At 67.1% G+C, this 26,401-nt stretch carries 24 protein-coding genes; 9 read left to right on the forward strand and 15 right to left on the reverse strand.

The window, feature by feature from the left end; genetic code table 11:
• Positions 1–2 precede the first annotated feature (2 nt).
• From ruvA to clpB, 8 genes are all read right to left on the reverse strand, one after another.
• Positions 3–602 carry a Holliday junction branch migration protein RuvA gene (gene ruvA / locus FA89_RS01570; protein WP_036137514.1) on the reverse strand — a complete coding sequence of 200 codons (600 nt, stop codon included), beginning with the start codon at positions 600–602 and terminating at the stop codon, positions 3–5.
• Entirely contained in the window at positions 599–1,120 is a 522-nt protein-coding gene (ruvC, locus tag FA89_RS01575) for a crossover junction endodeoxyribonuclease RuvC (protein WP_036137516.1), read from the reverse strand. The genes ruvA and ruvC overlap by 4 nt, the downstream gene beginning before the upstream one ends.
• A gap of 41 nt (positions 1,121–1,161) precedes the next feature.
• Entirely contained in the window at positions 1,162–1,911 is a 750-nt protein-coding gene (locus FA89_RS01580; RefSeq protein ID WP_036137518.1) for a YebC/PmpR family DNA-binding transcriptional regulator, read from the reverse strand.
• A 49-nt stretch (positions 1,912–1,960) separates the two neighbouring features.
• On the reverse strand, positions 1,961–2,605 hold the full coding sequence (locus FA89_RS01585; protein ID WP_036137519.1) for an esterase/lipase family protein: 645 nt from the start codon (positions 2,603–2,605) through the stop codon (positions 1,961–1,963).
• 20 nt (positions 2,606–2,625) lie between these two features.
• Entirely contained in the window at positions 2,626–4,395 is a 1,770-nt protein-coding gene (gene aspS / locus FA89_RS01590; RefSeq protein ID WP_036137520.1) for an aspartate--tRNA ligase, read from the reverse strand.
• A 74-nt stretch (positions 4,396–4,469) separates the two neighbouring features.
• Positions 4,470–5,063, reverse strand: coding sequence for a DUF3011 domain-containing protein (locus FA89_RS01595; RefSeq protein ID WP_051938450.1), 594 nt, complete (start codon positions 5,061–5,063; stop codon positions 4,470–4,472).
• A gap of 107 nt (positions 5,064–5,170) precedes the next feature.
• The gene (locus FA89_RS01600) at positions 5,171–5,488 is read right to left on the reverse strand and encodes an FmdB family zinc ribbon protein (protein ID WP_036137523.1); all 318 of its coding nucleotides are present in this window, start codon (positions 5,486–5,488) and stop codon (positions 5,171–5,173) included.
• Positions 5,489–5,506: 18 nt separating this feature from the next.
• A complete protein-coding gene (gene clpB / locus FA89_RS01605) occupies positions 5,507–8,095 on the reverse strand; it encodes an ATP-dependent chaperone ClpB (RefSeq protein WP_036137524.1) in 2,589 nt (862 codons plus the stop codon).
• A 168-nt stretch (positions 8,096–8,263) separates the two neighbouring features.
• Here clpB and otsB point away from each other — a divergent pair, with 168 nt between their 5' ends.
• On the forward strand, positions 8,264–9,049 hold the full coding sequence (gene otsB / locus FA89_RS01610) for a trehalose-phosphatase (RefSeq protein WP_036137527.1): 786 nt from the start codon (positions 8,264–8,266) through the stop codon (positions 9,047–9,049).
• Positions 9,046–10,467, forward strand: a complete 1,422-nt coding sequence (gene otsA / locus FA89_RS01615) for an alpha,alpha-trehalose-phosphate synthase (UDP-forming) (RefSeq protein ID WP_036137530.1) — start codon at positions 9,046–9,048, stop codon at positions 10,465–10,467. The genes otsB and otsA overlap by 4 nt, the downstream gene beginning before the upstream one ends.
• 7 nt (positions 10,468–10,474) lie before the next feature.
• Here otsA and pgeF read toward each other — a convergent pair whose 3' ends face one another.
• Both pgeF and rluD read right to left on the reverse strand, forming a co-directional pair.
• A complete protein-coding gene (gene pgeF, locus FA89_RS01620) occupies positions 10,475–11,209 on the reverse strand; it encodes a peptidoglycan editing factor PgeF (RefSeq protein WP_036137532.1) in 735 nt (244 codons plus the stop codon).
• 2 nt (positions 11,210–11,211) lie between these two features.
• The gene (gene rluD, locus FA89_RS01625) at positions 11,212–12,186 is read right to left on the reverse strand and encodes a 23S rRNA pseudouridine(1911/1915/1917) synthase RluD (RefSeq protein ID WP_036137535.1); all 975 of its coding nucleotides are present in this window, start codon (positions 12,184–12,186) and stop codon (positions 11,212–11,214) included.
• A gap of 69 nt (positions 12,187–12,255) precedes the next feature.
• Here rluD and FA89_RS01630 point away from each other — a divergent pair, with 69 nt between their 5' ends.
• Entirely contained in the window at positions 12,256–13,083 is an 828-nt protein-coding gene (locus FA89_RS01630) for an outer membrane protein assembly factor BamD (protein WP_036137538.1), read from the forward strand.
• Positions 13,084–13,167: 84 nt separating this feature from the next.
• On the opposite strand, the gene FA89_RS01635 is transcribed toward FA89_RS01630, so the two are convergent.
• The gene (locus tag FA89_RS01635) at positions 13,168–14,784 is read right to left on the reverse strand and encodes an NAD+ synthase (protein ID WP_036137541.1); all 1,617 of its coding nucleotides are present in this window, start codon (positions 14,782–14,784) and stop codon (positions 13,168–13,170) included.
• A gap of 71 nt (positions 14,785–14,855) precedes the next feature.
• A complete protein-coding gene (locus FA89_RS01640) occupies positions 14,856–15,551 on the reverse strand; it encodes a M15 family metallopeptidase (protein WP_036137544.1) in 696 nt (231 codons plus the stop codon).
• 93 nt (positions 15,552–15,644) lie between these two features.
• Between FA89_RS01640 and FA89_RS01645 the strand changes: the two genes are divergently transcribed.
• From FA89_RS01645 to FA89_RS01660, 4 genes are read left to right on the forward strand one after another with little or no spacing between them, the layout of a single operon-like run.
• Positions 15,645–16,802 carry a DUF819 family protein gene (locus tag FA89_RS01645; RefSeq protein WP_036137545.1) on the forward strand — a complete coding sequence of 386 codons (1,158 nt, stop codon included), beginning with the start codon at positions 15,645–15,647 and terminating at the stop codon, positions 16,800–16,802.
• A 14-nt stretch (positions 16,803–16,816) separates the two neighbouring features.
• Complete coding sequence (locus tag FA89_RS01650; RefSeq protein ID WP_036137547.1) at positions 16,817–18,232, forward strand: SH3 domain-containing protein; 1,416 nt, start codon at positions 16,817–16,819, stop codon at positions 18,230–18,232.
• A gap of 7 nt (positions 18,233–18,239) precedes the next feature.
• Positions 18,240–19,331, forward strand: a complete 1,092-nt coding sequence (locus FA89_RS01655; protein ID WP_036137549.1) for a dipeptide epimerase — start codon at positions 18,240–18,242, stop codon at positions 19,329–19,331.
• Positions 19,332–19,357: 26 nt separating this feature from the next.
• Positions 19,358–20,113 (forward strand): L,D-transpeptidase family protein, encoded by a 756-nt coding sequence (locus tag FA89_RS01660; protein ID WP_036137552.1) that lies wholly within the window; start codon positions 19,358–19,360, stop codon positions 20,111–20,113.
• A gap of 422 nt (positions 20,114–20,535) precedes the next feature.
• On the opposite strand, the gene sucD is transcribed toward FA89_RS01660, so the two are convergent.
• Positions 20,536–21,408 carry a succinate--CoA ligase subunit alpha gene (gene sucD, locus FA89_RS01665; RefSeq protein ID WP_036137555.1) on the reverse strand — a complete coding sequence of 291 codons (873 nt, stop codon included), beginning with the start codon at positions 21,406–21,408 and terminating at the stop codon, positions 20,536–20,538.
• 13 nt (positions 21,409–21,421) lie between these two features.
• On the reverse strand, positions 21,422–22,582 hold the full coding sequence (sucC, locus tag FA89_RS01670) for an ADP-forming succinate--CoA ligase subunit beta (protein ID WP_036137557.1): 1,161 nt from the start codon (positions 22,580–22,582) through the stop codon (positions 21,422–21,424).
• A 272-nt stretch (positions 22,583–22,854) separates the two neighbouring features.
• Between sucC and FA89_RS01675 the strand changes: the two genes are divergently transcribed.
• A complete protein-coding gene (locus tag FA89_RS01675) occupies positions 22,855–24,498 on the forward strand; it encodes a sensor histidine kinase (RefSeq protein ID WP_036137560.1) in 1,644 nt (547 codons plus the stop codon).
• Between the two features lie 67 nt (positions 24,499–24,565).
• Positions 24,566–25,969 carry a sigma-54-dependent transcriptional regulator gene (locus FA89_RS01680; protein WP_036137563.1) on the forward strand — a complete coding sequence of 468 codons (1,404 nt, stop codon included), beginning with the start codon at positions 24,566–24,568 and terminating at the stop codon, positions 25,967–25,969.
• Here FA89_RS01680 and FA89_RS01685 read toward each other — a convergent pair.
• Complete coding sequence (locus tag FA89_RS01685) at positions 25,920–26,369, reverse strand: hypothetical protein (RefSeq protein WP_185754194.1); 450 nt, start codon at positions 26,367–26,369, stop codon at positions 25,920–25,922. The two genes, FA89_RS01680 and FA89_RS01685, sit on opposite strands and share 50 nt — an antisense overlap.
• Between the last annotated feature and the right edge of the window lie 32 nt (positions 26,370–26,401).

A 26,401-nucleotide genomic window follows, 5' to 3' on the forward strand; every position in this document is an offset into this window, starting at 1 on the left:
ACTCAGCTTCCCAGCGCGGCGCGGAGCGCCTTGCGGATAATGGCCTCGGCGGTATCGCCTTCGGCGGCCGCCTTCTGTACCAGACGCGATGCTTCCACCGGCTTGTAACCTAGTTGTTGCAGCGCCACGGTGGCTTCGCTTACCGGGTCCACCGGGATGGCATCGCCCGTGCCCGGTGCCGCCGGCAGCCGGACACCGACCGCATCCACGCGATCGCGCAACTCGACCACCATGCGCTCGGCGGTCTTCTTGCCGATGCCGGGGATCTTGGTCAGCGCCACCACGTCGCCCGCATGCACCTGCCGGGATAGTTCCTCGGTGGACACACCGGACAGCACGGCCAGCGCGATCTTCGCGCCGATGCCGCTCACCTTCAGCAGGTTGCGGAACATGGCCCGCTCGGTCTCACGCAGGAAACCGTACAGCGCCACGCCATCTTCCTTCACCGCGTAATGGGTGAGCAGGATGACCTCCTTGCCCGTGGCGGGAAGGTCGTAGATGGTGGACATCGGCGCATCGACGTCGTAACCGACCCCGCCCACCTCGATCAGGAGGGAGGGTGGCTGCTTGCTGATAAGAATGCCCCGCAGGCGGCCGATCATCGGCGACGTCTCCATGCCGTGCGCGGGATACCCACGCGTTCGATACTGGACCGGGTGTGGGCGTGGGCGATCGCGATCGCCAGCGCATCCGCGGCATCGGCCTGGAGCGGCCCCTTGATGCCGAGGATCATCCCGATCATGTGCTGGACCTGGGTCTTGTCGGCGCGGCCGGTACCGACCACGGCCTGCTTGACCTCGGTGGCCGCGTATTCGTGCACCACGATGCCCCGGTTGACCACGGCGCAGATGGCGGCGCCGCGCGCCTGGCCCAGCTTGAGGGCCGAATCGGGATTGCGCGCCATGAACACTTTCTCGATGGCGGCCTCGGCCGGCGCGTGCGTGGCGATGATGACACCCAGTTCGTCGAAGATACGCTTCAGCCGCAACGGGAAGGTGGCCTCCCCGCCGATGGTGAGCGCACCGTGCCATACGTGCGTCAGCGTGCCGTTGTCGGCGACATCGAGCACACCGACGCCCGTACGCTGGCTACCCGGATCGATACCGAGGATGCGGGTCATGACAGCGGGTTAGTAAGCAAGACGATAGGGAGCAGGAGGCCTCACGCCTCGTCCGCATCCTGTGTCGGGAGAACAGCGTTGTGGTAGACCTCGTCGACGTCGTCGAGCGCGCTGAGCCGGTCGAGCAGCTTCTCGAAGTGCTCCAGCGCCTCGCCCGTGGGGGTGACCAGGGGACCGTTCGGGCGCATGACCACGTCGGAGCCGTCGATCTCGAAACCCGCGGCGGCCAGCGCCTTGCGCATGGCTTCCACGGCGATGGGATCGGCGGCGAGCAGCACCGTGCCGACACCGTTCTCGATGACGATGTCTTCGGCGTTGTTCTCGATGGCCGCTTCTTCCAGCTTCGCCTCGACATCGGCGTCGCCACCGGTGTGCACCCGCACCTGGCCCACGCGGGTGAACTGGAATGCCACCGAATTGGTAGTGCCCATGTTGCCGCCGAGCTTGTTCAGCGCCGCGCGCACGTCGGCGACGGTGCGGGTCTGGTTGTCGGTCACGCAGTCGATGATGAGCGCGGTGCCCGCGGGGCCGTAGCCCTCGTAGCGCACCTCGTGCATGTCGGCGCCGCCCTCGGCACCGGAACCGCGCTTGATCGCGCGCTCGATGGTGTCGCGGGTCATGTTGGCGGCCAGCGCCTTGTCCACGGCGGCGCGCAGGCGCGGGTTGCCGTTGGGGTCGGGCACGCCGCCACGGGTGGCGATGGTGATTTCGCGGATCAGCTTGGTGAACACCTTGGCGCGCTTGGCGTCTTCGGCGTTCTTGCGACCTTCGATGGAAGGGCCTCTACCCATGTTCGATTCCTGGACTTACCGGACGGACGAGGCGCGATTCTAGCTGCAATCAGGCCGGGGGGCTAAGGGGGGCGGCAAAGCGTCCCTCACGGAGGAAGGTCGCGACCTGCCGGGCCACATCCGCCGAGACCAGCAGGCCGGTGTGACTGGTTTCCAGGACGCAGTGATCGCACAGGCCCGGCAGGCGGGTTTCCTCCACGCCCACCGAGCCATCGTGCTCCTCGCCGATCTCACCTACCAGTGCGCCCAGGCCGACCGGCATGCGGCCGGCGATCATGCCGACCTCGCGCGCGCCGTCCCAGCGATCCAGGCCATGTTCGAGCAGGCCCTTGGCCTGGCCCAGCAGCATGTCGCCACCCCAGCGGTGGGTCAGGCCCCGCGCCGCGCCGCTGCCGTTGAGCGGCGAGCCGAGGCAGACGATGCGGGCGGGCGACGGCGCTTCGTCACGGCAGGCCAGCAGGGCGAGGATGCCGCCCAGGCTGTGCCCGACGATATGCACGGGCTCGGGCGCCAGGTGGCGAATCCGTTTCCGCAGGCGTTCGATGGCCTGCTGCGGCGGCGCGACCACGCTCATGTATTCGAACGGATGGACCCGGAACCCTTCGTCGCGCAGCCGGCGGCTGAGCATCGCCATGGCAAAACCGCGCATCCACAGGCCATGCAGCAACAGCACGTCGATGGGCGAGTCACTCATGGCAGGGCGCCCGACCGAAGTCAGGGTTTGGGCGCCTCCGCGGCGACGCGGACGTGGAGTTCCTTCAGCTGGGGCTCCGACACCGGCGACGGGGCGTCGGTCATCAGGTCTTGCGCGCTGGTGGTCTTGGGGAAGGCGATGACGTCACGGATGGACTCGGTGCCCGCCATGAGCGCCGCGATGCGGTCGATGCCGAAGGCCAGGCCACCGTGCGGCGGGGCACCCATGCGCAGGGCCTTGAGCAGGAAGCCGAACTTGGCTTCGGCCTCGTCGGCGCCGATGCCCAGCAGGCCGAACACGGCACTCTGCATCTCGGGGCGATGGATACGGATGGAGCCGCCGCCGATCTCGTTGCCGTTGAGCACCATGTCGTAGCCACGGCTGACCGCCGTGACCGCGTGCTCGCGCAGGTCGGCGATGTCGTCGACCTTGGGCGCGGTGAACGGGTGATGGAGGGCGACGAAGCGTTTTTCCTCGTCGTCGTATTCGAACATGGGGAAGTCGGTGACCCACAGCGGCTTCCAGGTGTCCTCGACCAGGCCACGGTCGCGACCGAGCTTGATGCGCAGCGCGCCCATGAAGTCGGTGACCGTCTTCCAGGCGCCAGCGCCGAAGAACACGATGTCGCCATTGGCGGCGCCGGTGAGCGCCAGCACCTGTGCCAGGGCATCGTCGTCGAGGAACTTGGCCACCGGCGAGTTGATGCCCTCGCGACCCTTGGCCAGATCGTCGACCTTGAGCCAGGCCAGGCCCTTTGCCCCGTAGCGGGCGGCGTATTCGGTCAGGCCGTCGATGTCCTTGCGCGAGAGGCCCGCCGCGCCCGGCACGCGCAGGGCGGCCACGCGGCCGGCCGGATCGTTGGCCGGCCCGGAGAACACCTTGAACTCGACGTGTTTCACCGCCTCGGCGATGTCGGTCAGCTCCAGCGCAATGCGCAGGTCGGGCTTGTCCGAACCGAAGCGGCGCATGGCCTCGGCGTAGGTCATGCGCGGGAACGCGGCGTCCAGTTCCACCTTGCGCACTTCTCGGAACACGTGGCGGATCAGGTCCTCGACGAAGTCCTGGACGTCCTGTTCCTCGACGAAGGCGAACTCCAGGTCGAGCTGGGTGAATTCCGGCTGGCGATCGGCGCGGAGGTCTTCGTCGCGGAAGCAGCGGGCGATCTGGTAGTAGCGGTCGAAGCCCGCCATCATCAGGATCTGCTTGAACAGCTGCGGCGACTGCGGCAGCGCGTAGAACTGACCCGGATGCACGCGGCTGGGCACCAGGTAGTCGCGCGCGCCTTCCGGCGTGGCCTTGGTCAGGATCGGGGTTTCGATGTCCTGGAAGCCGGCGGCATCCAGGTAACGGCGCAGCTCGCGCACCAGCGCGGTACGCGTGCGCATCATCTGCTGCATCTCGGGACGGCGCAGGTCGAGGTAGCGGTAGGTCATCCGCATGTCCTCGTTCGGCGTCTCGTGCTGCGCGAACGGCAGGTCACGGGCCTCGTTGAGGATCTGCACGGTGTCGGCGAGCAACTCGACCGTGCCCGTCTTCAGCTTGTCGTTGGACGACAGGCGGCGGCGGAGCTGGCCGGTGACCCGGATGACGAATTCGTTGCCCAGCTCGCCGGCCACGGCGAAGGCCGTGGCGTTCTCGCGCTCGATCACGACCTGGGCGATGCCCTCGTGGTCGCGAAGGTCGACGAAGGCCACGTGGCTCTGCAGGCGGAGGGTGTTGACCCAGCCGCAAAGGGTGACTTCCTGGCCGACCAGGGACTCGTCGATGGCTCCGCAAAAATGGCTGCGCATGCGCTTGAAGCTTCGTGGGAAAAGACCCCGGATCGTATCACGACCGGGGTCTGCCAAGCGCCGGCAGGGGCCGCTCAGCGGCCGATATCGAACTTCGCGCGGCAGCCGTGATCGGCCCAGATGCCCTGGGGCGAGAAGCCGTAGCTGTAGCCCTCGCGACAGGCGGCGTCCGAGTTCTGTTCGACCAGGCGGGCGCCGGGTCCGACCGGCCAGCGACACAGCACGCGTTTGTTGTCCTCGCTGTCGCAGGACACGATCTGGCCGCTGTTGCCGGCATAGCCGGGACGACCGCCATCGGGCCTGCCGTAACCGGGAGGATAGCGATCGCGATCGCGGTCGTTGCCCCAGCCAGGACGACCACCGTTGTCGCCCCAGCCCGGTCGGCCGCCGCCCCAGCCACCCGCTTCCTGGAAGATGCCGCGGCAGCCATCGTCGACCCACAGGCCACCGCGATCCATGTCCCAGTTGCGACCGCGGATGCAGGGGGTCTGGGAGTCCTGCCGGACCAGGCGTGCGTCGCGCCACGGCACTTGGCAATAGGCGCGGCGGCCGCTGTCGCTGTAGCAGTTGACCGTGTCACCGCCGCGCTGGGCCTGCGCCACGTGCGGCGTCACGAACAGCCCCGCGCCCAGCGCAACCATGGCGACCAACCCGAGAATGCGTTTCATGCCCCTGACCTCCGATGTGTGTGTGCAGAAACTATCGGACGCATACGCAACGATGTTTGAACGGATCGCAGGAAAACGATGACGTCGTGCGGCGGGTCAGCGGCGGGTCAGTCGCCGGACGACTTGGCGGGTGCCGGGCTCGGCGCCGGCGCCGGCGTGGAGGCAGGCGTGGGCGCCGCAGCCGCGGGCGCCGCGGCGGGTGCACCGGACGAGCCCTCGACGAGGTTGCGCTTCTTGTCGCCGTCCTTCTTGAAGTCGGTCTCGTACCAGCCGCCGCCGGCCAGGCGGAACTGCGGGGCGCTCAGCATGCGCCCCACCTGCGGCTCGCCGCAGGTGGGACACACGGTGGGATCGGCATCGGACATCTTCTGCAGGCGCTCGAAGCGGTGGCCGCAGGCCTTGCACTGGAATTCGTAGATGGGCATCGGGTGGAACCTCGGGAATCAGGCGGGCATTGTCGCAAAAGTGAGGTGGTTGCCGTCCGAATCCACCCGGATGGTCTGCCCGGGGACGAACGCCCCCTGCAGGATGCGCTGCGCCAGCGGGTTCTCCAGTTGCTGCTGCACGGCCCGCTTGAGCGGACGGGCACCGTACACGGGATCGAAACCCGCGCTGCCCAGCAGGTCCAGCGCCCGGTCGGTGATATCCAGCGACAGTTGCCGATCGGCCAGCCGCTTCGCCAGGTAACCCAGCTGGATGCGGGCGATCGAGCGGATCTGCGCCTTGTCCAGCGCGCGGAACACGACCAGGTCGTCCAGCCGGTTGATGAACTCCGGCCGGAAGTGGCCCTGCACCACGCCCAGCACCGAGGCCTTCATCTGCATGTAGTCCGCCTCGCTGTCGCCCGCGTGCTCCTGGATCAGGTGGGAACCCAGGTTGGAGGTCATGACGATCACCGTGTTGCGGAAATCGACCGTGCGCCCCTGCCCGTCCGTGAGGCGGCCGTCGTCCAGCACCTGCAACAGGATGTTGAACGCGTCCGGATGGGCCTTCTCCACCTCGTCCAGCAGGATCACGCTGTACGGGCGGCGACGGACCGCCTCGGTCAGGTAGCCGCCTTCCTCGTAGCCCACGTACCCCGGCGGGGCACCGACCAGACGGCTCACCGAGTGCTTCTCCATGAACTCGCTCATGTCGATGCGGATCATCGCGTCCTGCGTGTCGAACAGGAAATCCGCCAGCGCCTTGCACAGCTCCGTCTTGCCGACACCCGTGGGGCCCAGGAACAGGAACGAGCCGTACGGACGGTTGGGATCGGACAGCCCGGCGCGCGCGCGACGAATGGCATCGGAGACGGCGCGCACCGCCTCGTCCTGGCCGACCACGCGCTCATGCAGCGCGCTTTCCATCTGCAGCAGCTTCTCGCGCTCGCCCTCCAGCATCTTGTTGACCGGGATACCCGTCCAGCGCGCGACCACCTCGGCAATCTCCTCGGCCGTGACCCGGTCCTGCAACAGGGTGAAGTCGTGCTTCTCCACCTGCTGGGCGGCGGCCAGCTGGGCTTCCAGCGCGGGCAGGCGCCCGTACTGGATCTCGCTCATGGCGCCGTAGTCCTGGCGCCGCTGCGCGGATTCCAGTTCGAGGCGGGCCTGCTCGATCTGCTCCTTGATCTTCGTCGCGCCCTGCAGCATAGCCTTTTCGGATTTCCATACCTCATTCAGGTCGGAAAACTCCCGATCCAGTGCCTCGATGTCGGTTTCCAGCTGGGCCAGGCGTTGCCGGGATTCGTCGTCGTGTTCCTTCTTCAGCATCTCGCGCTGGATCTTCAGCTGGATCAGCCGGCGCTCCAGGCGATCCAGTTCCTCCGGCTTGGAGTCGATCTCCATGCGGATGCGCGAGGCCGCCTCGTCCATCAGGTCGATGGCCTTGTCGGGCAGCTGGCGGTCGGGGATGTAGCGCGCGGAGAGCGTCGCGGCGGCGACGATGGCCGGATCGGTGATCTCGACGCCGTGGTGCACCGCGTAGCGTTCCTTCAGGCCGCGCAGGATCGCGATGGTGTCCTCGACACTGGGCTCGCCCACGTAGACCTTCTGGAAGCGACGCTCCAGCGCGGCATCCTTCTCGACGTACTTGCGGTACTCGTCCAGCGTGGTGGCACCGATGCAATGCAGCTCGCCGCGCGCCAGCGCCGGCTTCAGCATGTTGCCCGCATCCATCGCGCCGTCGGCCTTGCCGGCACCGACCATGGTGTGCAGCTCGTCGATGAACAGGATGACCCGGCCTTCCTGGCGGGAGAGGTCGTTGAGCACGGCCTTGAGCCGCTCCTCGAACTCACCGCGGAATTTCGCCCCGGCGATCAGCGCACCCATGTCCAGCGACAGCACGCGCTTATCGCGCAGACCCTCGGGCACCTCACCGTTGACGATGCGCTGCGCCAGTCCTTCGACGATGGCGGTCTTGCCGACGCCTGGCTCGCCGATCAGCACGGGGTTGTTCTTGGTCCGGCGCTGCAATACCTGGATGGTGCGACGGATTTCCTCGTCGCGACCGATCACCGGATCCAGCTTGCCCACCTCGGCGCGCTCGGTGAGGTCGATGGTGTACTTCTCGAGCGCCTGGCGTTGTTCCTCGGCGTTCTCGGACTGCACCTTCTCGCCACCGCGAAGCTTCTCGATCGCCGCTTCGAGGCGATCCTTCGTGGCGCCCGCGGCCTTCAGCGCGCCGCCCACCTCGCCGCGGTCTTCCAGCGTGGCCAGCACGAACAGCTCGCTGGCGATGAACTGGTCGCCCCGCTGCTGCGCCAGCTTGTCGGTGAGGTTGAGAAGGCGGTTGAGGTCGTTACCTATGTTGATGTTGCCTTCCTGCCCGCTGACGCGCGGCAGCCGGTCCAGTATCTCGCCGACCCGCTGGCGGAACGCCGGCACGTTCACGCCGGCCTGCGTCAGCAGCGGGCCGGTGGAGCCGCCCTGCTGGTCCAGCAGCGCGGCCATGACGTGGACGGGCTCGAGCATGTTGTTGTCGCGGCCCACCGCCAGCGACTGCGCATCGGCCAGCGCCTGCTGGAAGCGCGAGGTGAGTTTGTCCATTCGCATCGTCGATGTCTCCCTGGAAAGGTTACGGCGCATTCGGGGCGCATCGCCCCGAACCGCCTCTGGCGCAAGACATGCGGGTGATCGTACGACCCTTCAACGGGCCGTGCGCAGCACTTTTTTCACACCCCGGCCGGCATGCTCGGCGAACCGCCGCCCCATGGAGACGCCGTGACAGCCGCCCGCGACACCTTGCCCCCTCCGCCCGTCGACCTGATCGACACCGGCAGCGCCCTTTTCCTCGACGCCGACGGCACCTTGCTGGCCTTTGCCGACGATCCGGACGCGGTGGCGGTGGCCGACGGACTCCTGGACACGCTGGACACGCTGCGCGATCGACTGGACGGTGCGCTGGCCCTGGTCAGCGGTCGCGCCATCGCCGGGCTGGACGCCATCTTCGATCGGCCCGACTGGGCCGCGGCGGGCCAGCACGGCCTGGAGCGCCGCGACGGTGCGGGCCGGCTGACCACGGTTCCGGTGGACGAGGCGGAACTGGCCCGACTGCGCCAGACGGTGCACGCCGTGGCCGCCGACATGCCCGGGGTGAGGGTGGAGGACAAGAGCTGGTCCGTCGCGCTGCATTGCCGCGAGCGCCCTGAACACGAGGCCGAACTGGCCCGGCGTGCCCCGGAGATCGCCGCGCGCTTTCCGGGTTTCGAGTTGCAGCCCGGCAGTTACGTGTTCGAGTTCAAACCGCGCGGCATGGACAAGGGCGTCGCCGTGGCGGCCTTCCTGGCTTCCGCGCCGTTCGCCGGCCGCCGGCCGGTGTATCTCGGCGACGACCTGACCGATGAACATGCGTTCGCGGTGGTCAATGCGCAGGGCGGGGTGTCCATCCGGATCGGTTCGCGAGCCCCATCACAGGCCGCTTTCACATTGTCTAGCCCAGCCGATGTCCACCATTGGCTCGATTCCGTGAAAGCCCGACTGACGCAGGGAGCCGCAAGGTCACAATGAGCCGACTAGTCGTCATATCCAACCGCGTGGCGCTGCCCAAGCAGACGCAGACCGGCGGCCTCGCCTCGGCCATGAACGCGGCACTGCAGGAAATGGGTGGCCTGTGGTTCGGCTGGAGCGGCAACATCGCCGCCGAGACGGGCAAGGAGTTGCACGAGGTCAGCGACGGGCATATCGAATACGCCACCATCGACATGTCGAAACAGGACCACGACGACTACTACAGCGGATTCGCCAATCGCGCCCTGTGGCCGTTGTTTCATTACCGGGGTGACCTGGTCGATTACCGACGCGACCATCTCGAAGGCTATTTCCGGGTGAACCGCGCTTTTGCCAAGCGCGTGTCGAAGCTGATCAAGAAAGACGACGTCATCTGGGTGCACGACTACCACCTGATCCCGCTGGCTTCGATGCTGCGCGAACTGGGCGTGGAGAACCGGATCGGTTTCTTCCTGCACACGCCGCTGCCGGCCGCGGGTCTACTGATCACGCTGCCGCGCCACCGCGAACTGCTGGAATCCTTCGCCTCGTACGACCTCGTCGGCCTGCACACGCAGCGCGACCTGCGCGCGCTGGAGGATTATTTCCTGCACGAACTGGGCGCGGCGATGCGCACGGGTGGACGCATCCGCGCCGCCAACGGGCGTATCTTCCGCGCCGGCGTGTTTCCGATCAGCATCGACACCGCCGAGGCGGTGGAGCTGGCCCACCGGGCCGAAGACAGTGGCGCCGTGGCCAAGCTGCGGGCCAGCATCGACGACCGCCAGCTCATCATCGGCGTGGACCGCCTGGATTATTCCAAGGGCCTGCCCGAACGCTTCGAAGGCTTCGCGCGCCTGCTGCGCGACCAGAAGGACATGCGCGGACGCGTGTCCCTGCTGCAGATCGCCCCGCCCTCGCGCTCCGACGTGCCGGAATACCGTTCGCTGCGGCGCGAGCTGGAACGCAGCGCCGGGCACATCAACGGGCAGTACGCCGAGCCGGACTGGGTACCCATCCGGTACGTCAACAAGTCGTTCGGACACAAGGTACTGGCCGGCTACTTCCGGGTCGCCAAGGTCGGCCTGGTGACACCCCTGCGCGACGGCATGAACCTGGTGGCCAAGGAATACGTGGCCTGCCAGGATCCGCAGGACCCCGGCGTGCTGGTGCTGTCGCGCTTCGCGGGCGCAGCCCAGGAGCTGGACGCCGCATTGCTGGTGAACCCGTCGGACCTGGACGAGGTGTCCGAGGCGCTGAAGCGGGCACTGGAGATGCCGCTCAAGGAACGCCGGATGCGCTGGCAGTCGATGATGGACGTACTCGAGCGTAACGACATCACCACCTGGCGCAACGCGTTCCTGCACGCCCTGATGGAACCACCCAAGGTGAAGCCCGAGATCTACGTCCACGCGCCGATGACCGCCTCGCCGGGCTGAGGCGCCCTCAACGCGTCCAGATAAGCGTGGCGAAACGCCCGCTGGCCGCGCCATCGCGGCGATAGGAATACAACCTGTCGTCGCGGAACGTGTCGAAACCGCCGCCCGATATCCGTTCCACGCCAACGGCGGCCAGCTTCAATCGGGCCAGCGCGTAGAGGTCGCACAGCCAATGACCGGGCCGTGTTGCGACGAACGCCGCCGCAGCGTCCGCATGAGCATCGACGAACGCCGCCCTGACCTCCTCACCCACTTCATACGAGGCCATGCCGATGGCCGGCCCCAGCCACGCCTGGACGCCCGAAGCCGCCATGTGCTCCACGGTCCGCGCGAGCACCCCCGCCGCCAGGCCACGCCAACCCGCATGGGCGGCACCGATCGTCTCGCCATCGGCCGAGGCGAACAGCACGGGCAGGCAGTCGGCGGTAAGAATGGCAAGCACCCGCCCCGGTCCACGCGCCACAGCGGCGTCTGCCTCGGGCTCGTCGCCATCGGCGGGGACCACCTCCGCCACCTGCGTGCCGTGTACCTGGCGCAGCCACAGCGGCGCCTCCGGCAGACCCAGCGCGGGGACGAGTGCGGCGCGATTGGCCCGCACCGCGTCAACGGCGTCGCCGGAGCGCAGGCCCAGATTGAACCTGGCATAGGCCCCGCTGGACACGCCAGGCCCGTGCCGGGTCGCCACCGTCGCATCGATCGTGTCGGGCACCGTCCACTCGGGGCGAATCCAACTGCGCGGCATGCTCAGTCCTCGATGGGGTGCAACTGGGTATCGGCCCGCAGCGACGCGATCAGGGCGTCCTGGTCGGCGGGACGCGGGGAATCGAACTCCAGCGACGCGCCCGTGACCGGATGCTCGAAGGCCAGCTTCTCCGCGTGGAGCGCCTGGCGCCGGAAGCCGCGCAGTGCGTCGATCAGTTCCTGGCTGGCCCCTCGCGGCAGGCGCAGGCCATTGCCATAGAGCTGGTCGCCGACCAGCGGATGGCCGATATGCGCCATGTGTACGCGGATCTGGTGGGTGCGTCCCGTTTCCAGGTTGCATTGCAGGACGCTGTGCGAGCGGAAGCGCTCGCGGACCCGGTAATGGGTGACCGCCTCCTTGCCGCCGTCTTCCACGTCGCGAACGCCCTGCTTCAGGCGATCGTGCTGGTGACGGCCGATCGGCTGGTCCACCGTGCCGCCGGCCACCATGGTGCCCAGCACCACGGCCTCGTACTGGCGGCGCACGTCGTGCCGCGACAGCATCGCCACCAGTCCCGTATGGGCCGGAAGCGACTTGGCGACCACCATCAGGCCCGCCGTGTCCTTATCCAGGCGGTGGACGATGCCACCACGGGGCAGTTCGGCCAGGGCCGGGGCGTGGTGCAGCAGCGCGTTGAGCAAGGTGCCTGCCGGATTGCCCGCCCCGGGGTGGACGACCAGGCCCATGGGCTTGTCCAGCACCAGCAGGTCGTCGTCCTCGTAGCGGATATCCAGGGCGATGTCTTCCGGCTGGGCGTGGACTTCCGTCTCCAGCTCGGCCTCCAGCAGCACCCTTTCACCGCCGCGGACGAGGTGCCGGGGAGCCGCCGGGGCCCCGTCCAGCAACAGTTTGCCCTCCTTGATCCACCCGGTGAGGCGGGATCGGGAATAATCGGGGAACATCTCGGCCACGGTCTGGTCGAAACGCCGTCCAGCGGCCGTTACCGCTATGGTGGCCTCGTGCCGGACCGTCGTCATAACGACCCGCCCGGCCGAAGGCCGGTTTCGGCTATCATGCCCATTCGCTTAAGCATCCGAACTCTCTCAATGCGTGCAACCAAGATCACCATTCTGCTCGTCCTCGCCCTGTCGATGAGCGCCTGCTCGATGTTCCGCAGCAAGAAGGAGACGATCGACACGATGCCGGTCGACCGGCTTTATGCCAATGCCCACAATTCGCTGGAGCACTCCGACTATTCCGCGGCCGAGAAGGCCTACCAGCGACTGATCGCTCGTTTCCCCTCGGGTGACATCAACGAACAGTCGCAGATCGAACTGGCTTACGCGCAGTACAAAGACAACAAGCCGGACGACGCTTACTCGACGATCAACCGCTTCATCAAGACGTTCCCGACCCACAAGCATGCAGATTATGCCTATTACTTGCGCGGTCTGATCAATTTCGATCGCACCGGCGGCGTGATCGAGCGTTACCTGCAGCGCGACAACTCGGGTTCGACCCGGCGCGACCAGGGCTTCAACCTCACCGCCTTCGACGATTTCAGCCAGCTGACGCGCCGTTATCCCAACAGCGCCTACGCGACCGACGCCCGCCAGCGGATGATCTTCCTCCGCAACCAGCTGGCCCGGTTCGAGGTCAACGTGGCCGAGTACTACCTGCGCACCAAGGCCTATATCGCCGCGGCCGACCGCTCGCAGTACGTGGTGGAGCACTACCAGCAGTCGCCCGAGACGGCCGACGCCCTGGCCATCCTGACCCGCAGCTACCTGGCCCTGGATCGCCAGCCGCTGGCAGAGCAGACCCGCAAGGTGCTGGCCCTGAACTACCCGGACCACCCGTACCTCACGGACCCGAACTGGCCGCACCATCCGTCGATCTGGCGCAAGGCGATCCCGTTCTCGGGTCACCATTGAGGCCTGTCCCCCGGGGTCGACCCGGGGCGCCATGAAAAACGCCGGCCCAGGGCCGGCGTTTTTCGTTTCAGGACACGCCGCCGGTCACCGCCAGCCGGAGGTGATGGGGTAGCGGCGCTCGCGGCCGAAGGCCTTGGTGGTGACGCGGGGGCCGGGGGCGGCCTGGCGGCGCTTGAACTCGTTGACGAATACCATGCGGATCACCCGGCGCACCGTGGCATCGTCGTGGCCGGCGGCAATGATGTCCTCGGCCGAGGCCTCGCCTTCGATGAACCGTTCGAGGATCGCATCCAGCTCGTCGTACGGCGGCAGGGAATCCTGGTCGGTCTGCTCGTGGCGCAGTTCGGCCGAGGGCGGTCGCTCGATCACGGCGGCGGGAATGGCGCCGTCGACGTTGGCGCGCCAGCGCGAGAGGGCGTAGACCACGGTCTTGTAGACGTCCTTCAGCGGCGCGTACGCACCGCACATGTCGCCGTACAGGGTGGCGTAGCCCACAGCCATCTCACTTTTGTTGCCCGTGGATAGCAACAGCCGGCCGGTCTTGTTGGACATCGCCATCAGCAGCACGCCGCGTGTGCGCGACTGCAGGTTTTCTTCCGTGATATCAGGGGCCCGGCCGGCGAACACCGGCGCCAGCGTATCGGTCAGCGCACCGTAGATGCCCTCGATGGGCAGCACGTGGTATTCGACGCCCATGTGCTCGGCCTGGGCCTTGGCTTCGCGCAGCGACAGGTCGGAGGTGTACTCCGTGGGCATCATGATGGCCGTGACCTTGTCCTTGCCCAGGGCATCCACCGCCATGGCAAGGGTCAGCGCGGAATCGATGCCGCCGGACAAACCCAGCAACACGCCGGAGAAATGGTTCTTGCCGATGTAGTCGCGGATGCCGCGGACGATGCCCGCATACATCAGCGCCTCCGGCGACCGCGTGTCCGGCGCCGGCCAGTCGACCGCGGTAAGGCGCCGCGTGTCGGTGTCGTAGTCCACGGCCAGCAACAGTTCTTCGAACGAGGGCGCGCGCGCGGCGATCTCGCCATCGGCCTGGACCAGCAGCGAATGCCCGTCGAACAGCAGGTCGTCCTGCCCGCCGACCAGGTTGACGTAGGCGATCGGCAGGCCGGTCTCGCGGGCGCGATCGCGTAGCAGGGCCTCGCGCGTGGCGGCCTGGCGCTTGTCCCACGGCGAGGCATTGATCACCAGGATCAGCTCCGCGCCCGCTTCGGCCACCCGGCGCGCCGGCTCGGCCTCCCAGATGTCCTCGCAGATCAGCATGCCGACCTGCACGCCCTCCATCGCGAACACCCGCGTGTCGCCGCCATGGCGGAAATAGCGTTTCTCGTCGAACACCGTGTAATTGGGCAGGGCCTGCTTGTGGTACGTCCACTCGCGCTCGCCTTCGCGGATCAGCGAGGCGGCGTTGTAGACCTCGCCCTGCGCATCCGGGTAGCCGACCACGGCGGAGATACCGCGGATCGTCGGCGCCAGCGCATGCAGTTCGCGCTGGCAGGCTTCGAGGAAGCTGGGCCGCTGCAGCAGGTCCTCCGGCGGGTAGCCGGAAAGGGTCAGCTCGGGGAAGGCGATCAGCGAGGCGCCGAGGCGGTCGCGTGCTTCATCGGCCAGCGCCTTGACCCGCCGCGCGTTGTCGGCGGTGGCGCCGACCGGAAAATCGAACTGGGCCAGGGCGAAGCGAAAGGTGGACATGGCAGATCCGTACGGCCGCGGGGACTGTCTATGATAAGCCACCGGTGAGGCATCGCCGTAACCGCGCGGCGTCACCTCACCGATACGTCATAGACGACCGTCCCCTCCGCGGCAGCGGGCAACGTGAAGTGCCACCATTCCTGCGGATAGTTGACGAAGCCCTGTGCCGCCATGGCCTGGACCAGGCGTTGCCGGTTCTCGCGCTGCATCGTCGTCACGCGCGGATCGTCCGTATGCGCCATCGGATCGAAATAGTCGAAGTCCGTGCCCATGTCGAGCGGCGTGCACCGCGTGCCGGTGCACTGCATCAGCGTGAGGTCGACCGTCGCGCCACGGCTGTGGCCGGACACCGGCGCGATGTATTCGCCCAGCAACTGTGCCTTGGCGAGGTTCGGGTAATGCAACGCCTTGGACGTCGGGTCGTCCGGCCGACCCGCCCAGCGCACGAAGGCCGCCACGGCGCGTGCCGGGCGATAGCAGTCCCACAGGCGCAGGCGATAACCCTGCGGGCGCAGCGTGGCCTCTACCCGGGCCAGCGCCTCCGCCGCCGCGGTGCGCAGGAGGCAGACCGGCGCGAGATAGCCCGGCACAGGCGCGCCGGTAAAGTTGTCGCTGCCGGCGTACTTCATGTCCTCGGCGATATCGGGCACCTGGTGGCTCACGTCGACGAGGCCGGCCTCGGCAGCGGTGCGCGAATGGGACAAGGGCGGCGTTCCCGCGATGGCGGGAAACGCGCCCAGGGTCAGCGCCAACAGCGGAAGGGGCATCGATCGTCTCGTCATGCGGACATACTGCCATGCTGCCATGCTGCCGCGCCCCACGATTGCTGACATCATGAGGGTTCGCCGAGGGAGCAGTGCATGATTTCAACGGTGTGGCCCTACCTGGCCGTCATGTTTCTCGTCGCGGGCGTGTGGCCCGCGATCGAGCGACGCCATGGCGGGAAGGTCTTCGACATCCTGCCGCCCATCGTGCTTACCTATCTCAGCGTCACAGCGCTGTCGGTGGCCGGCGTGTGGTCCGCCTCGGCCGAGATACGCGCCGCGCAGTCGGCCATCGTGACGCAGCTGGTCCCGGCCCTGATCTTCCTGCTGATGATCGGCTGCGATGTGCGGGCGATCATCCGCCTGGGGCCTCGCGTGCTCGGCGTCTTTGCCTGCACCTCGATCAGCCTCTTCATCGCCTTCATCCTCGCCTTCCTGCTCTACCGTCACTGGTTGCCGGGCGATGGCTGGAAACCGCTGGCCGCCCTGTCCGGCAGTTGGGTCGGCGGCACCGCCAACCTGATCGCGGTCAAGCAGGCCATCGGCATGTCGGACACTTCGCTGGCCACGGCGCTGCTGACCGACGCGCTGTGTTACTCGATGTGGGTGGTAGTGCTGTTCTCGGTCGCGCGCCTGGCGCCCGTCTTCAATCGATGGACCCGGGCCACCTCGAGCGCCGACCTGGCCGACCTGGCGATCGCGGACAGCGCACCGCGGCCACCCGCGACGACGGAAGGCGTGCTGCTGTGGCTGGGCATCGCGTTGCTGGCGGCCACGCTGGCCTCCGCCGCCGGCGCGCGGCTTCCCGTCGGCGGCATGGTCTCGGGCACGACCTGGACGATCCTGCTCGCCACGCTCGCCGGACTGGTGCTGGCGCAGACCCCACTGGCACGCCTGCCCGGTGCCCAGGCGGTATCCAGCGCGATGCTGGTCTGCGTCGTCGCCGTGCTCGCCTCGCAGGGCAGCTTTGCCGGCATCGCCGCCGCGCCGGTGTACCTGCTGTGCGGGGTCACGGTGATCGCCCTGCATGCCGTCCTGCTGGTCATGGCCGCACGGCTGTTTCGTTTCGACCTGTACCTGTGCGGCATCGCCTCGCTGGCCCACATCGGCGGGGTCGCCGCCACGCCGGTGCTGGCGGCCACCTATGCCCGCTCGCTCGTGCCGGTCGGCATCCTGCTGGCCCTGCTGGGCTATATCCTTGGCACCGGCTTCGGCCTCGTCGTCGCCGCCGTGCTGTCCCGACTCGCCGCCTGACCGGAATGCCACGCATGCCCCTGTTCCGCCATGCCCTGCTCGCCGTCGCCATCGTCATGGCCTCCAGTGGTGCGTGCCCTGCCGCCGATCGTACCGCCGCGGCGAACGAGCCGCCGGCCAGCGGCGCCACGGCCATCCCCGGTGTGCTCGACGCGCAGCTTTCGGCGGACTACTGGGTGTCGCGCCTGCCGGACGCCGACGGTGTCGTGCTCGATCGCGCGGCCATCGATGCGCTGAACCGGACGCTGCTGCGCGTCGATCCGTCGATGCACGACCTTCGACACCTGCCGGCCACGCTCACGCACGCGCAGGTGGCGGCGCTGCTGGCTAAGGTGTCGAAGCGTCCCACGTCACCCTTGTTCGGCACGGACGGCCAGCCCCTGCCCCGCCCGGCCCTGGAAGCCGTCCTGGCCAACGACGCGTCGGATGCGGTGCCCGACGACGTGACGCCGCGTTACGGCATGGCCGTGCGCCGCACGCCGTTGCGCAGCCATGCAACGGCGCTGCGCGTATTCAGCCGGCCCGGCGATACCGATATCGACCGCTTCCAGGAAAGCACGCTGTTTCCCGGCGATCCGGTCGTGGTGGTGCACGCGAGCGCGGACGGGGCCTGGGTGTTCGCGATCAGCACGCGCTACGCCGCGTGGACGCCCGCCGACGGCATTGCCTACGGCAGCGCGGCACAGGTATTCGGGCATGCGGATGCCACGCCCTATCGCGTCATCACCGGCGCCACGCCGCGCACCGTTTTCACACCGGAGGCGCCGGCGCTGTCGGCCCTGCCGCTCGACATGGGCACGCGCGTGCCGCTGGATACCTCGCAGCCGCCGGACCAGCCCGTCAATGGGCAGCACCCCTACACGTCATGGGTACTCAGCCTGCCGGTACGCGATGCGCGGGGCCAGCTGTCGTTCCGCCCCGCCCTGCTCCAGCGCAACCAGCCATCGGCCGCCGACTACCTCCCCCTGACCCGGGCGAACATCATCCGCCAGGCCTTCCGTTTCCTCGGCGAGCGCTACGGATGGGGGCACGACTTCGACGGGCGTGATTGCAGCGGCTTCGTTTCCGACGTTTACCGCAGCATGGGCGTGCAGATGCCGCGCAACACCGGCGACCAGGCATCCAGCCCGGGCCTCGCGCACACCGTGTACACCGACAAGGACACCCACGAGGCACGCCTGGCGGCCGCCATGGCGCTCGATGTCGGCGATCTCGTCTACATCCCGGGCCATGTGATGATGGTGATCGGCAAGGTCGATGGAAAACCGTACGTCATCCACGACGTGGGCGGCATCGGCCTGCGCCAGGCCGATGGCAGCCTGCGCCGCATCAAGCTCAACGAAGTGGCCGTGACGCCGCTGCTGCCGCTGATGTTCGACGAGCGCACGAGCTTCCTCGATCGCATGACCAGCATCGTACGCATCCGTTGAGGTAGCCATGAAGATCGTCGCATGCCACGTCGCCCTGCTCCGCGTACCGTTGCGCACGCCGTTCCGGACAGCCTTGCGCGAGGTGGACAGTGTCGAGGACGTCGTGGTCACGCTGCAGGCCGACGATGGCCGGATCGGCTACGGCGAGGCACCCCCGACGGCTGCCATCACCGGCGAGACCCTCGGCTCGATCACGGCAGCGATCACGCAACACATCGCTCCGCGACTCATCGGCGAGGACATCGCCGACCTCCACCGCGTCGCGGGGCTGATCCAGACGTCGATGGCCGGCAACCACAGTGCGAAAGCCGCGGTGGACATCGCGCTGCACGACCTGTGGGCCCAGCACCACGGCGCGCCGCTCTACCGCCTGCTCGGTGGCGGATGCACGCAACTGACCACCAACCTCACCATCAGCGTCAACGCGATCGACACCATGGTCGACGACGCCCTCGATGCGCTGGCGCGCGGCTACGCCGCGCTGAAGATCAAGATCGGCAAAGACACCGATGACGATGTCGCGCGGGTCAGGGCCATCCACGCCGCGGTAGGCGACCGCGCGCTTCTGCGCCTTGACGCCAACCAGGGCTGGACGGCCAAACAGGCCGTACAAGCGATACGGCGACTGGAAGACGCCGGTGTACCGATGGACCTCGTCGAACAACCGGTGAAGGCGAGCGACCTCGATGGCCTCGGCTACGTCACCCGTCATGTGGAGACGCCGATCATGGCCGATGAAAGCGCCTTCGGTCCGCACGAAGCACTCGAAGTGATCCGCCGGGGTGCGGCGGACATCATCAATATCAAGCTCATGAAGGCCGGCGGTGTCGCCAACGCCCTGCGCATCGCCGACCTTGCCGGGATGCACGGCGTGCCGTGCATGATGGGCTGCATGCTGGAAAGCAGCGTCAGTGTGGCTGCCGCGGCGCACGTGGCTGCCGCGCGATCGCAGATCATCACCCGCGTAGACCTGGACGGCCCGTCGCTGTGCGCGTTCGACCCCGTGGACGGCGGCGTGCATTTCGATGAATCGCGGATCACCCTCTCGGATATGCCCGGCCTGGGTATCCGCGCCGTCCGTGGCCTCGAACCCTTCTGAGTCCGTGCCCTTATCAAGGTGAACGTATGCCTCGTTTCTTTTTCGCCCTCTTCGTTGGCGTCCTCGTCTCGCTGGCCGCAGGCGCGAGCGCCTTCGAGGCGCCGGTGGCCTGGTCCGTTTCGCGGCAGATGATCGTCGTGACCACGGATGACTGGAACACCGACCATGGCACGCTGCGCAGCTACGAGCGCGATGCCGGCGGTTGGCATGCGCTCGGCACGCCGGTGTCCGTCACTATCGGCAAGCACGGCAGCGCCTGGGGTATCGGCTTGCATCCGGCACCGACCGAGGGCCCGGTCAAGGTCGAAGGCGACGGTCGCAGCCCGGCCGGTATCTTCCGCATCGGCGAAGCGTTCGGTTACGCCGAAAGCAACACCACGGCCCTGCCGTACCGCGGCCTGACCGCCTCGGACTATTGCGTGGACGTCGGCAGTTCGCCTTACTACAACCAGTTGGTCGACGAGACGAAGGTGGGCGAAGAGGCGGTCGCCGGCGCGACCGAGCCCATGCGCCGCGACCTGCACTTCAACGGTGACCACGCGTATCGGATCGGCTTCGTCATCGAGCACAACGCCGCGGGTCGCAAAGGGGCGGGCAGCTGCATCTTCGCGCACCTGTGGAAATCACCGACATCGCCCACCGCGGGCTGTACGGCGATGACCGACGAAGCGATGAAACGCCTGCTCGGCTGGCTCGATCCGAAGAAGAAGCCGGTATTCGTTTTGTTGCCGCGTGCGGAGTACGGACGACTTCATGATGTGTGGAATCTACCTGCGCTGTAACTGGTCACAGAGTGACCAACAGAACGCAAGTGAACGCTACCCAAGGCAAAAAGTGACTTATCCACATGGTTATGCAGGCAGTATCCACATCCGCTGTGGATAAAGCTTTACGAAGTCGAGGCTAACTGGTCACTAACTAATCAGTGCAACTCAAGTGGCTGTTACTAAAAGCGGATTCGGAGTTATGCACATGGTTATGCCGTCGATGTCCACACAGGTTGTGGATGAAGTCGGACGCAGGGTATGGAACGTCCGGGTGTAGGAAACGCGGGGTCCGATGCTGTGCATCGCTTCATTCGGTGGCGGAAGGTCGAGGGTTCGCGCACGTGCGTGCGCTCCTACGGGGCGACGATTTCTCAAAAAAAAACCGCGACCCGGAGGCCGCGGCTTTTTCCGACACTCGCCTAGGCGAGCGACGTGTCTTACTTCATCAGACCCGCGAGGGTCTTGCCGAGGTCGGCCGGCGACTTGACCGTGGTCACGCCTGCCTTCTCGAGCGCGGCGAACTTGGCTTCCGCCGTGCCCTTGCCGCCGGAGATGATCGCACCGGCATGGCCCATGCGCTTGCCCGGAGGCGCCGAGGCACCGGCGATGAACGACACCACCGGCTTCTTGACGTACTGGCTGATGAACTCGGCCGCATCTTCTTCCGCGCTGCCACCGATTTCGCCAACCATGATGATGCCTTCGGTCTGCGGGTCGTCCTGGAACAGCTTCAGGCAGTCGATGAAGTTGAGGCCATTGATCGGGTCGCCGCCGATGCCGATGCAGGTGGACTGGCCCAGGCCTTCGTTCGTGGTCTGGAACACCGCTTCGTACGTGAGGGTGCCCGAGCGCGAGACGATACCGACCTTGCCCGGCTTGTGGATGTGGCCCGGCATGATGCCGATCTTGCACTCACCCGGGGTGATGACGCCGGGGCAGTTCGGACCGACCAGCACGACGTCCGGGTGCGACTTCAGCACGTTCTTGACGCGCATCATGTCGAGCACCGGAATGCCTTCGGTGATCGTGACGATGATCTTGATGCCACCGGCGATGGCTTCGAGGATCGAGTCGGCCGCGAACGGCGGCGGCACGAAAATCACCGACGCGTCGGCGCCGGTCTGGTCGACCGCGTCACGCACCGTGTTGAAGACCGGCAGGTTGATGTGCTCGGAACCACCCTTGCCCGGCGTGACACCGCCGACGACCTTGGTTCCGTAGGCAATCGCCTGTTCGGCGTGGAAGGTGCCCTGCTGTCCGGTGAAACCCTGGACGAGGACCTTGGTGTTCTTGTTGATCAGGACGCTCATTTGAATATGCTCCTCAGGCCGCTGCGGCCACGGCCTTCTGGGCCGCATCGTTAAGATCGTCGGCTGGCGTGATCGCCAGGCCCGAGTTGGCCAGGAGCTTGCGACCTTCATCGACGTTCGTGCCCTGCAGGCGCACGATCACCGGAATCTGCAGACCCACTTCCTTCACGGCTGCGATGATGCCTTCGGCGATCAGGTCGCAACGCACGATGCCGCCGAAGATGTTGACCAGGATGGCCTTGACCTTGTCGGACGAGAGGATGAGCTTGAACGCCTCGGAGACGCGCTCCTTGGTGGCGCCGCCGCCGACGTCGAGGAAGTTGGCCGGCTCACCGCCCGCCAGCTTGATCACGTCCATCGTGGCCATGGCCAGACCGGCGCCGTTGACCATGCAGCCGATCGTGCCGTCCATCGTGACGTAGTTGAGGTTGTGCTGGACGGCGGCCGCTTCGGCGGCGTCTTCCTGCGTGAGGTCGCGCATGGCGGCCAGATCGGCGTGACGGAACTCGGCGTTGTCGTCCGAGTTGACCTTGCCGTCGAGCGCGGCGAGGTTGCCGTCCTCGAGGATGGCGAGCGGGTTGAGCTCGACCAGGGCCAGATCTTTCTCATTGAACAGCTTGTAGAGGCCCAGCATGATCTTGACCAGCTGGCCGACCTGCTTCGGGTTCAGGTCCATCTTGAACCCGAGGTCGCGGCACTGGTACGGCTGCAGGCCTTCGACGAAATCCACCTGGAAGGTGTGGATGTCTTCCGGGGTCTCGGCGGCCACCTGCTCGATGTCGACGCCGCCATGCTTGGAGGCGATGAACGAGATCGACTTGGTGTCACGATCGGTGAGGATCGAGAGGTAGAGTTCCTTCGCGATGTCGGTCGCGTCGGTCACCAGCACCAGGTTCACCGGCAGCGCACGGCCGGCGGACTGGTAGGTTTCCATATTGGTACCGAGCATGCCCTTGGCGGCATCGCGGACGGCATCGAGGCTGCGGCAGAACTTGACGCCACCGGCCTTGCCGCGGCCACCGGCATGGATCTGGGCCTTGACCATCCACTGCGAGCCACCAAGGTGCTTGGCGGCGTCGACAGCGGCATCGGGAGAGTTGGCAACCTTGCCCGGCGGCACGGCGATGCCGTACTTGGCGAACAGTTCTTTAGCCTGGTACTCGTGGAAATTCATTCGATACCTCGAGCGAACGGGAGAAGCGTGTGAATGCATGCGGGCCAGGAGCGGCCTGCACGGGAGTGGGGGATGCTTCGATCGATCACGCCAGAATGACGCAATACGGCCGCGTATTTTCCCGGAAGGCGCCCCGGATGGAAAGGGGCGCCGCGACATTGGCCCGGGATGGCCGGCCTGGGCTGCAGGAATGGTGTGTTGCCGCGCCCGCCGCCCCGCCTATACTGGCCCTCATCGAGGCCCCGGGGGGCCACCGGCGGAGAACCATCCACGTGTCCACGCCCGCGCCGACCAGCGCCTCCAGCTCGCGCGCCGTACAAAACACGGCCCGCCACGAACTGTTCTTTTTCAACTACTTCCGGCTGGGTCAGGCCGCGGTCTACACCGCGCTGGCGTTCCGCCCCGAGCACATGAACTGGCCGGCCCTGCCGGAGCCCCTGGCTGCCCGGCTGCTCGCCCTGGCCTACCTGCTGGCCGCCCTGGTCATGGTCTCGCGCACCCGGATTTCCCTGCACCGCCCCGTCCTGATCGTCTCCATCGGTCTGACGCTGGACATCGCCGCCGCCCTGTTCGCCCTGATCCTCATGCACGACGTGCGCATGGGCGTGGCCATGATGCTGGCGGTCAACATGGCCACCGGGGCCCTGCTGCTGCCCTTCCGGCTGTCGATGTTCTTCGCGGCGCTGGCCACCCTGGCCATGCTGGGCCACTGCCTGTTCGACCTGGACGAACCCACCGCCAGCGACCGCGAATTGGTGGAATACGGGTTGTTCGGCGCGGCCTACTTCGCCTGCGCTTCGCTGTGCTACATGCTGGGCCGCAATATCCGCGCGTCGGAGGCCCTGGCCGAGCAGCGCGGCATTGACCTGGCCAACCTGTCCCAGGTGAACGAGCTGATCATCCGGCGCATGAAGACCGGCGTGCTGCTGGTCGACGAAGGCAACCGTATCCACCAGCTCAACGAGTCCGCGTGGATGCTGATGGGCAACCCGTCGGCCGAACAGCGCGACCTGGGCAGCCTGGCGCCGGAACTGTCGCGGCGGCTTTACCACTGGCGCACGTCCGGCAAGCTGGACGAGAGCGCGACCATGCTGGCCGACGGCACTCCCGAGGTGATCCCCCGGTTCTCCCGGCTGGCGCCCAACGACGACTCCCATGTCCTCATCTTCCTCGACGACACCTCGCTGGTGTCACGGCGCGCCGAGGAGCTGACCCTCAGCTCGCTGGGGCGCCTGTCCGCGTCGATCGCCCACGAGATCCGCAACCCGCTGGCGGCGATCCACTACTCAGCCCAGTTGCTGGCCGAATCCACCGACATGAACGATACCGACCTGCGGATGGTCGAGATCATCAACAACCATTGCTCGCGGCTCAACGAGATCATTGAGAACATCCTGCAGTTGTCCCGCCGCGAGCGCTCGCGCCCGGAAACCCTGGACCTGAGCCAGTGGGTGCACCACTTCGTTACCGAGTACCGCCTGGGCAACGATCTGGGCGCGGACATCCTGCGCGCCGTCTCGGGCAGCGAGCCCGTGGCCGCCGTCGCGGACCCCCAGCACCTGCAACAGGTGATCTGGAACCTGGTCCAGAACGCCCTGCGCTACGGGCGCATGCCGGGTGAGCCCGCCCGCGTCATGCTGGTGGCCCGTCACTCGGAGGCCGGCATTCCCATCCTCGAGGTGATCGACCGGGGTCCGGGCATTCCGCCGAAGGTGGCCGCGCAGATCTTCGAGCCGTTCTTCACCACGCACGAATACGGCACGGGCCTGGGTCTCTATCTGGCCCGGCAGATGACCGAGGCCAATCAGGCCGCCCTGGAATACGTGCGCGTGGCAGGCGGCGGCAGCTGCTTCCGGATCAGCCTCACGCCGCCCGCCCGCACGGCGGCGTCGGTGCCCCTGGCCGCGAGGGCGTGAACGGCGCCCTTTGCGCGGGACGCCGGGACGGTTACATTGGCTGTCATCACCGAACCTTTCGGAACCCATGAGCAAGCAGTCCATACTGGTCATCGACGACGAACGCGACATCCGTGAGTTGCTGACCATCACCCTTGGGCGCATGGAGCTCGACGTCGACGCCGTGGGGAGCGTCACCGAAGCACGCAGCGCCCTGGCGTCCCGTCGCTACGACCTGTGCTTTACCGACATGCGTCTGCCCGACGGCAGCGGCCAGGAGATCATCGAGCTGATCGCCGCCAACCATCCGGACATGCCGGTGGCGATGATCACCGCCTACGGCAACGTCGATGCGGCGGTGACCGCCCTCAAGGCGGGTGCGTTCGACTTCGTGTCAAAGCCGGTGGATATCCACCTCCTGCGCCGCCTCGTCCGCACGGCCCTGCGCCTGTCCGAGGAGCGCCGGACCGAGAGCGGCGCCAAGGGCGCACCCGGTGCCGACCGCCTGATCGGCGATTCGCCGGTCATGACCGAAGTGCGCGGCAAGATCGTCAAGCTGGCGCGCAACCAGGCGCCGGTGTACATCGGCGGCGAATCGGGCGTGGGCAAGGAACTGGTCGCCCGGCTGATCCATGAGCTGGGGCCGCGTGCGGCCGGCTCCTTCGTGCCCGTGAACTGCGGCGCCATTCCGTCGGAACTGATGGAAAGCGAGTTCTTCGGCCACCGCAAGGGCAGCTTCACCGGCGCCCATGCCGACAAGGAGGGCCTGTTCCAGGCAGCGCAGGGCGGCACGCTGTTCCTCGACGAGGTGGCCGAACTGCCCCTGCACATGCAGGTGAAGCTGCTGCGGGCGATCCAGGAAAAAGCCGTGCGCCCCATCGGCGGCCGTGACGAGATCCCCGTGGACGTGCGCATCCTTTCGGCCACGCACAAGAACCTGGCCCTGCTGGTCGAGCAAGGCCTGTTTCGCCAGGACCTGTTCTATCGCATCAACGTGATCGAACTGCGCGTACCGCCGTTGCGCGAACGCCGCGGCGACGTGCCCAAACTGGCCGAGTTCGTCCTGCGCCAGCTCGCCGTGGAATCCGGTGGCGGCGCACCCGGCCGGCTGCAACCCGAAGCGCTGGCCGCGCTGGAGGCCTACCAGTTCCCGGGCAACGTGCGCGAACTGGAGAACATCCTCGAGCGCGCCATGGCCATGTGCGAAGGCGACGCCATCGAGGCGGAGGACCTGATGCTGCCGCAGCGTACGGCGGCACCCTCACCTTCCGGTGCGGATGTCGCCTTGGGCGGCGTGGTTCCCCCGCCGGCCAGCGGACTCTCGGCCGGCGGCGCCGATGGCTCACTGGAAGATTTCATTTCCAACATCGAGCGCGACACCATCATCAAGGCGCTGGAAGAATCGCGGTACAACAAGACCGCCACCGCCAAGAAGCTGGGCATCACGTTCCGCGCCTTGCGCTACAAGCTGAAGAAGCTCGGGATCGATTGATGCGCCACCAGGCGTAGCCACGGCGCGCCGCCACGGTCAGGCTGCCGTAGACGATCGCCGCCACCACGGCGTTGAGGATCAGGCAGCCGAACAGCGCCCAGCCGCGGTGGAAATCCTCATCGGGTGACGGCAGCCGCAGCCAGGGCGTGATGAACAGCGGCACCTGCATGACCCCGCGCACGAGGTCGAACGTCAGGCCCTGCACGCATCGCGGGTAGAGGCAGGAGGTCTGCCAGAGCAGGAGCGACAGCGATGCCATGAGGTGCGCCAGGCTCGCGACGATGAAGCCGACGAGGCGCGTGGCGATCGTCATGCGACGCACGATGGCGTCGGCTTCCTTTTGCATATCCCAGAACATCGCACTTCCCGAAGCCGTGGCGGCCTGCGGCAGCGCAGACACGTGTCGGGAAGACTTTAGTCGGATACCCCTTC

This window comes from Luteibacter sp. 9135 (assembly GCF_000745005.1).
Lineage (GTDB): Bacteria > Pseudomonadota > Gammaproteobacteria > Xanthomonadales > Rhodanobacteraceae > Luteibacter.

What these genes read in the sequence shown, in the direction of transcription:
- ruvA (WP_036137514.1), bottom strand. Translation starts at nt 602, where the DNA reads ATGATCGGCCGCCTGCGGGGCATTCTTATCAGCAAGCAGCCACCCTCC.
- ruvC (WP_036137516.1), bottom strand. Translation starts at nt 1,120, where the DNA reads ATGACCCGCATCCTCGGTATCGATCCGGGTAGCCAGCGTACGGGCGTC.
- FA89_RS01580 (WP_036137518.1), bottom strand. Translation starts at nt 1,911, where the DNA reads ATGGGTAGAGGCCCTTCCATCGAAGGTCGCAAGAACGCCGAAGACGCC.
- FA89_RS01585 (WP_036137519.1), bottom strand. Translation starts at nt 2,605, where the DNA reads ATGAGTGACTCGCCCATCGACGTGCTGTTGCTGCATGGCCTGTGGATG.
- aspS (WP_036137520.1), bottom strand. Translation starts at nt 4,395, where the DNA reads ATGCGCAGCCATTTTTGCGGAGCCATCGACGAGTCCCTGGTCGGCCAG.
- FA89_RS01595 (WP_051938450.1), bottom strand. Translation starts at nt 5,063, where the DNA reads ATGAAACGCATTCTCGGGTTGGTCGCCATGGTTGCGCTGGGCGCGGGG.
- FA89_RS01600 (WP_036137523.1), bottom strand. Translation starts at nt 5,488, where the DNA reads ATGCCCATCTACGAATTCCAGTGCAAGGCCTGCGGCCACCGCTTCGAG.
- clpB (WP_036137524.1), bottom strand. Translation starts at nt 8,095, where the DNA reads ATGCGAATGGACAAACTCACCTCGCGCTTCCAGCAGGCGCTGGCCGAT.
- otsA (WP_036137530.1), top strand. Translation starts at nt 9,046, where the DNA reads ATGAGCCGACTAGTCGTCATATCCAACCGCGTGGCGCTGCCCAAGCAG.
- pgeF (WP_036137532.1), bottom strand. Translation starts at nt 11,209, where the DNA reads ATGCCGCGCAGTTGGATTCGCCCCGAGTGGACGGTGCCCGACACGATC.
- rluD (WP_036137535.1), bottom strand. Translation starts at nt 12,186, where the DNA reads ATGACGACGGTCCGGCACGAGGCCACCATAGCGGTAACGGCCGCTGGA.
- FA89_RS01630 (WP_036137538.1), top strand. Translation starts at nt 12,256, where the DNA reads ATGCGTGCAACCAAGATCACCATTCTGCTCGTCCTCGCCCTGTCGATG.
- FA89_RS01635 (WP_036137541.1), bottom strand. Translation starts at nt 14,784, where the DNA reads ATGTCCACCTTTCGCTTCGCCCTGGCCCAGTTCGATTTTCCGGTCGGC.
- FA89_RS01640 (WP_036137544.1), bottom strand. Translation starts at nt 15,551, where the DNA reads ATGCCCCTTCCGCTGTTGGCGCTGACCCTGGGCGCGTTTCCCGCCATC.
- FA89_RS01645 (WP_036137545.1), top strand. Translation starts at nt 15,645, where the DNA reads ATGATTTCAACGGTGTGGCCCTACCTGGCCGTCATGTTTCTCGTCGCG.
- FA89_RS01650 (WP_036137547.1), top strand. Translation starts at nt 16,817, where the DNA reads ATGCCCCTGTTCCGCCATGCCCTGCTCGCCGTCGCCATCGTCATGGCC.
- FA89_RS01655 (WP_036137549.1), top strand. Translation starts at nt 18,240, where the DNA reads ATGAAGATCGTCGCATGCCACGTCGCCCTGCTCCGCGTACCGTTGCGC.
- FA89_RS01660 (WP_036137552.1), top strand. Translation starts at nt 19,358, where the DNA reads ATGCCTCGTTTCTTTTTCGCCCTCTTCGTTGGCGTCCTCGTCTCGCTG.
- sucD (WP_036137555.1), bottom strand. Translation starts at nt 21,408, where the DNA reads ATGAGCGTCCTGATCAACAAGAACACCAAGGTCCTCGTCCAGGGTTTC.
- sucC (WP_036137557.1), bottom strand. Translation starts at nt 22,582, where the DNA reads ATGAATTTCCACGAGTACCAGGCTAAAGAACTGTTCGCCAAGTACGGC.
- FA89_RS01680 (WP_036137563.1), top strand. Translation starts at nt 24,566, where the DNA reads ATGAGCAAGCAGTCCATACTGGTCATCGACGACGAACGCGACATCCGT.